The following is a 13,152-nucleotide window of genomic DNA, read 5'->3' on the forward strand; positions in this document are numbered from 1 at the left end:
TTTATACCGACTATTATTGAAAAATTGAAGATATGAAATGTCCACGTCGCATAACTGCACAAGTACAGATGAAAAAAATCTGGACATTCCATATAACCAATAAAAGACAAACCGATCCGCCAACTGGCGGATCCTGAAATAATTATTAACATATGAAATTATATTCTATTTTGCTCTGGCTGTGTTGTTTGCTCTTGCTGCCTGTAAAATCACTATTGGCTCAGACGACGGTAGACTTTGATGGGGTGGGCTTTGATCCCGTAACTGGTGATGGTTATGGATATGGTAAAGCGTTTGGTGTTATTGAGAGCGGTGATAATCCAGACGAGCTGCCGCTCGCCGCTGGGTTTGTCTTTCGTATTAATGCAACCGGCCAGTATGACTTTATTGTGGCTACAGCAGGAGAAGGCTATCAAGGTTCTAATGCTTTGTTTGATAGTAATTTTGATGTTGGTGGTATTACGCAGTGGAGCATAAAGAAAAATGATAATTCAACATTTCAGTTCAAAGGAATATTTTTAAAAGATGCGGGACTTGGAGGATCGATAAGTGGTACAGTATCGGCTTATAAAGCAGGAGCTAAGATAGGGAATTCGGTAGCAGTAAACTTTAACGGTACGTTGAATCAGTCTTTTGCAACCAACCCTGACTTTTATGACATAGACGAGGTCCGTATAGAGGGATTAGATCTCAATATCTATGTGGATCAATTTATGGCGGGACCGCCTTATAGCACGAATGTGAATGCACCTGCGCAAGTGTCCAGTATTGTGATAGAGGGATCTCCGAATTCGTCTGCAACGACCATGAATTTCTTGGTGACGTTTGACAAACCCGTAACGAATGTAAGTGCCGATGACTTCACGCTCATAGGAAGTGGTGCTACAGGGACAGTAGGTACTATTACGGCATTATCCACTTCAGTGTATAGGGTAACCATTACGGGGATTACTGGAGAAGGGTCTATAAGATTGGATCTGAATGGAGGTACTAATATTGCTACGGTGACCGGAAATATCACAGGGTCAACGTCATTTAGCGCAGGAGAACCCCATGCGGTAGGTCCTTGTGGTATAGAAAATTTTGATCAAGGGGAGATTGATAACGCAAGCTCTTTCTCGAATAATGGACTAACCTACCAACTTACTGGTAATTGGAAAGTGAGAAAGTATGGTACAGCACGTGGACTAAGTGGTTCTGACTTTCATCTCTCAGGTACGGGTACCGGTGCGATGTCATTGAAGGTTAGTACATATGCATTCAAGGTCGGTAGTTTCTATTTATTTCTATCCAGCGATTTGCTCGGAAATACACCTACTATAAATGGTTCGGTAACTGTAACTGGTAAGTTAGCGGGCAATCAAAAATTTACCCAATCGATAAGTTCTGGATTTAATGCAAATTTTGCTAGCAATAGTGGTTATACTTTTATTGATCTTGGTGCCAATGGATCCATTGCGATTGATGAATTGGAAATTCAGCTCGGTGGATCGTTCCAATACGTCGATATGGATAATATAAGTCTTTGTGCGATCCTAAATAATCCTCCGGTCAATAGCGTAGTTCCTACTATTTCAGGTACAGATAAGGTAGGTAACGTGCTTTCTGCTACGACAGGTAGCTGGACAGATGCCGACGGACATACGTTGTCTTATACCTATCAATGGTACCGGGCGGATAATGCAGGAGGAATGAATCGCGTTCCTATAAGTTCGGCAACCAATGCCACCTATACCTTAACTACAAATGATGCGCATAAACACATACAGGTGGTGGTAACAGCCAATGATGGAAACGTTGGTACTGCACAAGCGAATTCACTTTATACAGCTATTCAGAATTCTACTCCGGTTAATTCTGTAGTTCCAACGATTTCGGGCACTGCTTTAGTCGGTAATGCGTTGATTACTACAAATGGAACATGGTCTGACGTTGATGGTGATGGCCGTACGTACACCTATCAATGGTATAGAGCGGATGATATGAGTGGGACTAATGAAGTGGTTATAGCTGGAGCAAATAGCGCTTCGTATACCACAACGACTAGTGATGCACACAAATATGTCAAATCAAGAGTTACGGCCAATGATGGAAACGGTGGTATTACGCAAGCGAATTCACTTTATACAGCTATTCAAAATTCTGCTCCGGTTAATTCTGTAGTTCCAACGATTTCGGGCACTGCTCTGTCCGGTAATACGTTGAGTACGACAAATGGAACCTGGTCTGATCCTGATGGAGACAGTCGCACGTACACCTATCAATGGTATAGAGCGGATGATGCTATAGGTAGCAATGAGACGGTAATATTAGGAGCGAACACGGCGTCTTATATGCTTGTGCCAAATGATGTAAATAAATACCTTCGAGTGGGGGTAACAGCGAATGATGGCTATGGTGGAACGAAAGTTGCAAACTCTACTTATGTCTTAGTATTGAATACTGCTCCTGTTCTCAGCAACCTAAACGGTGACGCAGTTATTTATACAGAGGGGGACGCGGCTATATCTATCGATGCAGGTTCCAACGCAACCGTAACGGATTCGGACTCTCCGGATTTTGATGGAGGTAATGTGCGGGTTGCTATTACAGCTAATCGTGTAAGTGCCGACGATGTACTTTCTATTCGCAATCAAGGAACAGGTGCTGGGCAGATAGGGGTATCGGGTAGTAATGTGACTTATGCTGGTGTGATAATCGGTACTTGGTCTGGTGGAATAGGTGTTAACGATCTGGTTGTCAGCTTTAATGGTAACTCTAGTATGGCTGGTGCACAGGCATTGGTTCGTAATCTGACATATATTAATACCAATACGACGGATCCTTCCACGTCAGCGCGTACCGTAACTGTAACGGTTAATGATGGCGATGGTGGTACAAGTACTCCGGCTAACGTTAATTTACAGATTACGGCCGTAAATGATCCGCCAACACTTACTGCAACAGCCTTAAACCCGACGTTTACTGAGGGAACTGCTGATGTTTCCTTATTCAACGGAACTTCTATAAGTACGATTGAATCAGGGCAGGCAATAAGTAACCTAACGCTTACTGTAGCGAATGTACCGGACGGTAATAATGAGATATTGAAAATAGATGGTTTTGATGTTCCGCTAGTAAGTGGCACAAAGACCACAGGAACAAACGGGCTTACAGTAGAACTTTCTGTAACTGGATCATTTATGACTGTGCAGCTCAGTAAAGTTGGTGGTATCTCTCCTGCTATTATGCAGGGTATAGTTAACGGAATAACTTATCGTAATACAAGTGCTAATCCAAATACAGCAAACCGGGTTATAATGTTATCTTCTATACAGGATAATGGTGGTGTCGATATAACACCATTATCGATAGCATCTACCGTAAGTGTCGTCGCGGTGAATGATGCGCCGATAGTTACTACTAGTGGTGGCAATACAACATATACTGAAGGAACAGCAGCTGTCGTAGATGTTGCTCTTACAGTTTCTGATCCGGATAATACAACCTTAGCCTCGGCGACTGTAGCGATTATGGGGAATTTTCAAGCTGGACAAGATGTATTGGAATTTACCAATAATGGGACTACAATGGGGAACATTACCGCTGCCTATAATGCCGGTACTGGAATGTTGACACTTAGTTCCGCTGGATCCACGGCGACTTTGGCGCAATGGCAGGCGGCTTTGCGTACGGTTAAATACGATAACTCGTCGCAAAATCCGTCAACAGCAAACCGTACGATAAGCTTGAAAGTACACGATGGTGGTCTGGAATCTGTGGCCGCTACGAAAACTGTCTACGTGATCGCTGTCAACGATGCGCCGGTCAATTCCGTACCGGGTGCGCAATCTGTGGATCAGGATGCTACATTGGTATTCAACAGCGCAAATAGTAATATGATCTCCATATCGGATGTGGATGCTGGATCTTCAGATGTTCAGGTCAATTTAGTCGCAACGAATGGACGAATGACGCTTGGCAGCACTAGTGGACTTTTGTTTTCTGTGGGTAATGGTACAAATGATGCATCCTTGACTTTTAAGGGAACTATTGCAAATATTAATACGGCGTTGAATGGACTTGTATTTACGCCAACCCCAGGTTATAATGGACCGGCTTCCTTACAGATAATAACAGATGATCTGGGCAATTCGGGCTCGGGCGGCGCTAAAACGGATACCGACTATATAGCTATTACAGTCAACTCGGTTAGTCCGAAAGTAATTTCGGTCAGCGCTTCGACGGCTAATGGTACCTATAAAATAGACGATGTCATTGCGCTGACAGTGACTTTCGATCAGACCGTGATGGTCAATACAGTTGGAGGTACACCTACACTTTTATTGGAGACAGGAGCAATCGACCGGATGTCAACTTATGTAAGTGGTAGCGGAAGTAATACGTTAACGTTTAGCTATACGGTACAGCCTGGTGATATCTCTGCAGATCTAGACTATACATCGACTGCGGCACTTTCTTTGAATGGTGCAACTATTGAAAATATCCACAATGACATTGCTATATTGACTTTGCCAACTGTTGGTGGATCTAATTCAATTGCTGGCCAGCGTGCTATTGTGATAGATGGAGTTGTACCTACAGTGGCAATGGTAGCTGTGCCTACCAATGGCTATTATTTACTTAATCAGAACCTGGACTTTACGATTTACTTCTCGGAGGCTGTGCTTGTAGATGCGATAGGAGGAACGCCTCGACTATCGCTGACGATCGGAGGACAGACGGCATATGCGGATTACCTGTCTGGTTCTGGAAGCCCTGCACTCGTATTCCGATATACAGTGGCTGCAGGATTGGAAGACCATGATGGTGTTGCAGTGGGCGCTTTATCATTGAATGGGGGTACAATCACAGACGCTGCAGGCAATAATGCGGTGTTGACGCTAAACTCGGTTGGAAATACTACAGGTGTAAATGTAGATTCTAATCCGCCAGTTGTTCCTGCTAATTTTACAGCTACAGGTCAGGATGCGCAGATATCGCTGGCTTGGGAAGCGAATATGGAAACTGACTTTGAGAAGTATATACTCTATGTTAAACCTGATGGTGGCGTAAAAACGTATTTGACAGATATAGCAAAAGGAACAGAATACTATACGTATTCGGGGCTTCCTAACGGAGCTTCTTACGAATTTTTCCTAATCGCTATAGATCAGCGAGGTCATCAGAGTGGGGAAGCATTAGCATCTGCAAAAACGATGGGCGAGCAGTCGATCAGTTTTGCGGCATTGGCCAACCTAACTTATGGTCAGCAAGGGGTAGTATTGACGGCCTCAGCAACATCGAATCTTCCTGTGTCGTTCGTGTCGTCTGACTCGAATATCGCTGAAGTATACCAGGACAACAATGATGGCGGTAAATGGAAAGTCAATGCTAAAAAGGTTGGAACGGTGACCATTACAGCTGCTCAAGGTGGAAATAATGTATACTTGCCTGCCGCATCTGTTCCGCAGTCATTAACCATAGTTCCAGCTATGCTTACTGTAACAGCGGATGCGAAGACTAAGGTCTATGGCGAAGTAGATCCTGCGCTGACCTATATGGTGAAGGCTTCGGATCTTCGTAACGGCGATGCAGCGACAGTAGTAAGTGGTAGACTGACACGTGCACAAGGTGAGGCTGTGGGCAACCACGATATCACGAATGTGGATCTTGCAGCAGACAACTACGCGATAAACTATGTTAAATCCCAGTTGAGCATCACGAAAGCGGTATTAACCGTAACAGCGGATGCGAAGACGAAGGTCTATGGCGGAGCAGATCCTGCACTGACCTATACGGTGAAGGCTTCGGATCTCCGTAACGGCGATGCAGCAACAGTAGTAAGTGGTAGCTTGACACGTGCACAAGGGGAGGCTGTGGGCAACTACGATATCACGAACGTGGATCTTGCTGCGAGTAACTATGCGATCAACTATGTTAAATCAGCATTGAGCATCACGAAAGCGGTATTGACCGTAACAGCGGATGCGAAAACGAAGGTGTATGGTACAAACGATCCTGCTTTGACGTATATCGCTACCGGATTCAAACGGTCAGACAGTAAATCAATACTGATCGGAGGTCTTACACGTGTGGAAGGTGAGAATGTCGGTAGTTATGCTATCCAAAGAGGTACACTGGCGGCAGGTGATAACTATACCATCAGTTATACAGGTGCCAATCTGATGATCACCAAGGCGACCCTATCGGGATTGAGTTTTGTGAACAAGGATGTGGTCTATGATGGTGCTGTTAAATCCATCCAGCTAAACGGTACATTGCCTACTGGGGTGACCGTAGTCTACCAGAATAACGATAAGATCAATGCGGGAAGTTATGATGTGAAAGCAATTATAGCAGAAACAGCAAATTATTTTGGTACAAGTTTTAATGCGACCTTATTGATCCGTAAGGCCAAACAGACGATTAGCTTCATGGCACCTGAGGTCTTGGCCCGCGACGCTGGTAAAATCTCTCTGGATGTGCAGAGTAGCAGTAATCTTCCGGTTCAGCTGATGGTCGACGATCCTATGGTCGCCACGGTTTCGGGAACTGATCTGAATGTGTTGCGCCTTGGTACGGTTCGTATCACAGCGACACAGGCTGGTAATGAAAATTACGAAGCAGCAGCTCCAGTAAACGTATCGGTGCGTGTAGCAAATGATGCATCGGCTAAGTTGCCTATTATCGTACATCAAGCGGTATCGCCGAATGGAGATGGTATCAACGAATTCCTTATAATCGAAGGTATCCGTGATTACATAGACAATAAGGTGACCATCTTTGATAAAAATGGTGTTGTATTGGCTGAAATACAAGGGTATGACAACAGAGATCGCGTGTTCTTTGGAAAAGATCACCGTGATGGTACCTATTACTATTACATCGATGTAAAAGATGGAAATACCTGGAAACGTGAAAAAGGATTTTTTGTGATTAAGAGGTAAATTAAATGAACAAGTTATCAAGTGGAGAAGTTATCCAGCGATCTAGATAACTCGATGACATGATAACTCGATAACGTGATAACATGAAAACATTAAACATAATTATGAGCCTGTTGATCCTACTGCCCCTGTGCAGTAGGGCGCAGCACGGCGTGAGTTACAACCAGTTTGGCCAGTTGCGCAATTCATTTAACTCGTCCCTGAGTACGATGGATGAACAGGGTAATTTTTCCTTATTGGGACGTAGCCAATGGATGGGAGTCGATGGTGCGCCTCGTTCGCTATGGGCGTCGGGACATGGGATGATATCTAAATTGGGATTGGCCATCGGTGGTGATATCAAACATGCATCATTGGGAGTTGTCAAAGAAAATGAAGTGACAGCATTTGCCTCGAAAGCTGTACGATTAGATAGAGATGAGTACCTGAGTCTTTCTATGGGGGGCGGGCTATTGTTTTATCAAGGCGATTACAACCAATTGGATCCCAACGATCCGACATTCAAAGAAGATATTCGTGAAACGGCAGGTATCCTTAGTATAAGTACCTCGTATTATAAAAAAGATAAATACTACTTCGGTGTTTCGATGCCGCGATTTTCGCTGAATAGGAGTGGGGACCAGGAGTATGAATTTCGTAATGTGTATTACGTGACCGGGGGAGCATTATTCAAACTGGATAATAGCTTTTACCTCCGCCCCTCGTTTTTGGTCAGCCATATGGATAATATAACGCCGAGATATGATGTCAGTGCCTTGGTATTTATGGGTACTAAGCTTGGACTCGGTATGGGCGTACAGAATCAAGGGGATCTTTCGGGATTGCTGCAATTGAATTTTGGGTCTTTCGGGATAGGGTATAGCTATCAGTTCAGTCCTAAAAGCAATACGCTCAATCAACGTATCTCGAATAATACCCATGAAATTGGGTTTCGCTATAGAATTGGTGGTATTGGGTTGTTATAGATATAATACCAACAGCTCTAATTATAATAAATGCCTGAAGCGGAGAGCTTCAGGCATTTTAACTAACCAATTATTAACCTAAATTATGAATACTTAAATAACCACCATAACTGTGCCAAAAAATTATCCTGTGCGGTACTGTCTTTGTAATAAATCTGTTGTATACTAATTTTATCTTCAAGTAGCTTCGTTTTGTTTCGATTTTTACTTTTGATTTGCTTTATATTTGTTCAGTAACCTTAAAAGTAACTATATGAACACATTTCGTCCCTTTGTACTCTGGATAGCATTAAGCCTATTCGTCGCATCTTTTGCGATAAGCTGTTCGCAGCGTGTTGTTAAGTCTACAGATAAGATGCTTGCGGTATCCATCCCCGACAAAGAAGGAGCTACAGTAAAAGGAAGGGTTTATGCCAAAGGAAGAGGGCTGGCCAACGTTGCGGTCTCGGATGGGGTAGAAGTGACCACTACGGATGAAAATGGTATCTACTATCTGGCTTCTGGGAAAAAACAGGGCTATATCTTTATTTCGATTCCGGGCAATTATGAAGTGAATACCGTAGGCAATCTGCCGCAGTTTTTTAAGTATCTGCAAGCAAGTCGCGAAGTGGTCGAAGTTGTAGATTTTGAATTGACACCTGTTCGTAATGACAATCACAGTGTCGTGGTGATGACAGACTTTCATCTGGCTGATCGAACGGACGATCTGTCGCAGTATGCCCGATTTGTGAAAGATGTAAATGGCAGTATTCAGGAACTTCGTGCGCAAGGTAAAAAGGTTTATGGGTTGACGCTGGGTGACCTGTCTTGGGATAATTATTGGTATTCAAGATCCTTCGCCCTACCGGAATATGTCTTACAGATGAACAAACTGAATACGACAGTATTTAATACGATTGGCAATCACGATAATGATCCCTACATAGCGGGAGATTGGGATAGTGGAGCTGCTTACCGCAAATATATAGGCCCTACTTATTATTCCTTTAACATTGGAAAGATACATTACGTGGTGTTGGATAACGTGGAGTACTTGAATAAAGGTGGAAAGCTGGGCAAAATCGGCGAACGTAATTATAAAGCCCGAGTGCTGGAGGATCAGATGGAGTGGTTGAAGAAAGATTTGGAGACGGTACAGGACAAATCCACGCCTATTGTATTGGCTATGCATGTGCAACTTAATAATGCCCCTAAAGCGGACCAGTCTGCTACCCAGCGATTGGATAATGCTTCAGAATTATTGACGGTATTGGCCCCATTTAAAAGGGTTCAGGTACTGACAGGTCATACGCATGTAAACTATACAGTCGAAAATACACCCAATCTAATGGAACATAATATTGCTGCGGTATGTGCTACATGGTGGTGGACCGGCAAAAATGGCTATACTGGTAATCACATTTCGCAGGATGGTTCGCCCGGCGGATATATGGTCTGGAACATGTCGGAACGGAATATCGATTGGTACTATAAAGGAATTGACAAGTCTAGAGATTATCAATTTAGAGCCTATGATCTGAATAAAGTTAAAATTACGGCGGCTAAGTTTGCACCGAATAGTACCGATGCCAAGTTAAAGAACTACACCAACGGTTATGAGGTCGCGAGCAATAAAAATGAGGTATTGATTAATGTCTGGGGGTATGACCCGCAATGGAAAGTAAATGTAACGGAGAATGGTGTACCCCTGAAGGTGACGCGGGTACAAGCCTATGATCCATTGCATATCGTGTCTTATGCAGCGATGCGTCTCCAAGATAATGCGACCCCGTCGAAGGGTTTCGTGACTTCAAAGTCCGCCCATTTTTTTAAGGCAACGGCCTCGTCGGCAAACAGTACGCTGGATATCAAGGTGACAGACCGCTTTGGTAATGTTTATAAAGAATCTATGGTGCGACCAAAAGAATTCTCGACTAAGATGATGTAAAATAGAACTACAAAAAAATGCCTGAAGCGGGGAGCTTCAGGCATTTTAACTAACCAATTATTAACCTAAATTATGAATACGGAAATGATATCCAATAACGTGCCGAAATAGTATAAAAGGATTTTTTTTCTGTAACAAAAATATGCTGTAGTCATATCGTTAACTCAGAAAGAAAACGTTTTCGTAGTTAATGCAATCGATTGTCTACTGTTCTGTCATTTGAAAGGGCTGGGTTATGGTTTATACTTGTGTCAACATTATACACCACAATCTTATGATAAGACGTTTTATAAAGACACAGGGAAGACGGTATCTATGCCAAAATTTAATCCTGATCAGTCCCGCCTTTTTCTTGGCTGTACCTAACCTTGTACAAGCGCATAATGCTTCCTTTTTCTCGGAGTTGATGCAGGCGGTTGTGAGGGGAACCGTGAGGGATACGGATGGGAAGCCGTTGGCCGGAGTTACCGTTGTGCAAAAGGGAAATACAGCATCGACATCGACCAATGAACAGGGCGCATTCGAGATCAAGGTATCTTCGATGGACGTAATTTTAGTGTTTAAATCGATAGGTTATCAAAATCAAGAACTAAAGGCATCTGCCGCAACGAATGTAGAGATGATATCGGATACAGAAAACCTCGAAGAAGTGGTCGTTGTGGGATATGGTGCCCAGAAGAAATCGGACCTTACGGGGAGTATTTCGACCATATCAACGAAATCGTTGGAAGGTATAGGTGCTCCTAATATCGTGGATAAATTACAAGGAAGAGTTGCGGGACTTAATATCAATACCGGCAACGCTGCTCCCGGAACAACAGCAACATTGTCTGTGCGTGGTGAAAATTCTATTTCAGCCTCAAACGACCCTTTGATTATTTTGGATGGAATTCCTTTTAGTGGCTCCTTGGGAGATATTGCTTCCAATTCGATCGAGAGTATCTCCGTATTGAAAGATGCTTCTTCTACAGCAATCTACGGTTCGCGTGCAGCGAATGGGGTGATCCTGATTACCTCGAAGAAGGGAATGGCCGGGAAACCGAGGATTAATTATAACGGTTATGTAGGAATACAGAACGTCGAGAGACGTCTTAATTTAATGAATGGTGCTGAATATATTGAATACCTGAAGGATTACCAACGTGCAAAAGGTAAGACTGGAGATGATTTAAATCCTGAAAAGTACTTGTTCGCCAATGTATTGGAACAATGGCAAAAAGGAATAGAGGTAGATTGGCAAGATGAGATTTTCCAAAGAAATGCTCCAATCACCGAACATCAGCTGAGCTTTTCCGGTGCCGGAGAGAGATCGGATTACTATGCAGCTATTTCCTACTTGAATCAGGATGGAGTCGTTAAAAACTCCCCATTTGAAAGAGTCAATCTTAATCTCAATCTCAACCAACAACTGACAGATTGGTTAAAATTGGGGCTTATGATGCAAGGAAGCCAAGGTAATCGAAGTGGTGTACAGCCTGGGATAGACAATGCGATCAAGATGAGTCCTTACGGCAAAAACTATGATGACAATGGGAAGATGGTGATGTACCCGATGTATGCGCAAACATTATTTTACCATCCTTTTGCGAATCAGGAGGGTACTAAAGATTATTTAAAGCGTACAGTATATGCCAATACATTTCTGGATGTGAAACTACCTATCGAAGGTTTGAGTTTCAAAACATTGTTCGGAACCAATTATGAAAACCTGGAAGACAATTATTATTATGGATCAAATACATTCGATGGTCAAGGAATACGAGGTAAGGGAGAGATCAATAATAAAAATAGGTACGATTGGACCTGGGAGAATATTTTGACGTATGACCGTACATTTGGTGATCATAAAATTAATGTTGTCGGGTTGTATAGTGCCTCCGAGTCGCAGGAAAAATGGTCTAAACTGTATGGAGAGGACTTTGTTTCCGATGTCGGCTACAACAATCTAGGATCTGCAGCTAAGAACCAGAAAATTTCTTCAGGTATTACCAATACCGCATTGGTTTCCTATATGGGGCGTATCAACTACGGGTTGAAAGAACGTTATTTCTTGACGCTTACAGGACGTACAGATGGTTATTCCGCATTTAGCCGAAATGATCGTTACGCCTTCTTCCCATCGGTAGCGTTTGCATGGGCTTTGTCCAAAGAAGATTTCTTTCAAAGCGAATCGATCAATAATCTGAAGTTACGCGTGTCCTATGGTAAAAACGGAAATCAGGCGGTGAGCCCTTACCAAACTTATAACAGGCTATCGAAAATCGAGTACATCTTTGGTGATGGAGCACCGGTATCCAATGGTTTGGTAATGAATTACAACGGTAGGGGCAGTTCGAGCCTGAAGTGGGAAACAACCAAAGCGTTGAATGCAGGTATAGATTTTGGACTGTGGAACGATAGAATCAGTGGAAATGTGGATTTCTATACCTCTCGTACAGAAGACCTATTGATGAGCCGTCAGGTACCTGTTATGAATGGATATAATACCATAATGAGCAATATTGGTATCACCGAAAATATTGGTATTGAGACGGGACTGAATACCCGAAATATGGTGAAAGACAATTTCTCGTGGTCGAGTAGTGTCACTTTTGCCTGGAACAAAAATAAAATTGTCGAATTGCGTGGGGATGGAAAAGATGATTTGACGAACGCCTGGTTAATCGGACAACCTATTCGGGTGTTTTACGATTACAAAGTCATAGGCATATGGCAAGAAGGGGATGATATCAAAAATTCGCATCAACCTAATGCCAAGCCGGGAGACGCTAAGCTGGCTGACATAAATGGGGATAATAAGATCTCCGCTGCGGATCGTACCGTGATGGGTAAAAAGCTACCCGCATACACCCTTGGTATAGGTAATGATTTTACGTATAAGAACCTCTCTTTATCTATTTTTATGAACGGCGCATTTGACGTGACGAAAGAAGATAATTTTAGAAACATCGAACGCTTCTTACCTAATAATGGAGCCAATTATTTATCGGATATGGAGTACTGGACACCAGAGCACCCTAGCAACGAAGCACCTTCACCAGGCTATACGCCGGTAAACAACCACAGCTACTATATGAATGCATCATACTGGCGGATTAAAGATGTGTCCTTGGGATATACATTCTCAGGTGCAAAGTTGGAGCGGTTGAATATTAATTCTATCCGTGCATTTATTAACGGAAGAAATCTATACACATTTACTAAGGTACGAGGCTTTAATCCAGAAGCGATAGGTGTAAGTTCGGTAACAGGTAATCCGACAACAACGAACGTATTGTCTCCGTATCCTGTTGCTAGAACGTTCTCGTTGGGTGTTAATGTACAATTTTAA

General features: G+C 43.0%; 4 protein-coding genes. All 4 read left to right on the forward strand.

Features of this window, described 5'->3' with window-relative positions; all coding sequences use genetic code 11:
- Window positions 1-152 precede the first annotated feature (152 nt).
- Window positions 153-6,929 carry an MBG domain-containing protein gene (locus G7B18_RS08215; RefSeq protein WP_164122336.1) on the forward strand — a complete coding sequence of 2,259 codons (6,777 nt, stop codon included), beginning with the start codon at window positions 153-155 and terminating at the stop codon, window positions 6,927-6,929.
- A gap of 83 nt (window positions 6,930-7,012) precedes the next feature.
- On the forward strand, window positions 7,013-7,894 hold the full coding sequence (locus G7B18_RS08220) for a PorP/SprF family type IX secretion system membrane protein (protein WP_164122337.1): 882 nt from the start codon (window positions 7,013-7,015) through the stop codon (window positions 7,892-7,894).
- Window positions 7,895-8,147: 253 nt separating this feature from the next.
- Window positions 8,148-9,821 carry a calcineurin-like phosphoesterase C-terminal domain-containing protein gene (locus G7B18_RS08225; RefSeq protein WP_164122338.1) on the forward strand — a complete coding sequence of 558 codons (1,674 nt, stop codon included), beginning with the start codon at window positions 8,148-8,150 and terminating at the stop codon, window positions 9,819-9,821.
- 274 nt (window positions 9,822-10,095) lie between these two features.
- Window positions 10,096-13,152: a SusC/RagA family TonB-linked outer membrane protein gene (locus tag G7B18_RS08230; protein WP_164122339.1), complete on the forward strand. Its 3,057-nt coding sequence runs from the start codon at window positions 10,096-10,098 to the stop codon at window positions 13,150-13,152.

Origin of the sequence: Sphingobacterium sp. xlx-130, assembly GCF_011007405.1 — a bacterium.
GTDB classification, from domain to species: Bacteria; Bacteroidota; Bacteroidia; order Sphingobacteriales; family Sphingobacteriaceae; genus Sphingobacterium; species Sphingobacterium luzhongxinii.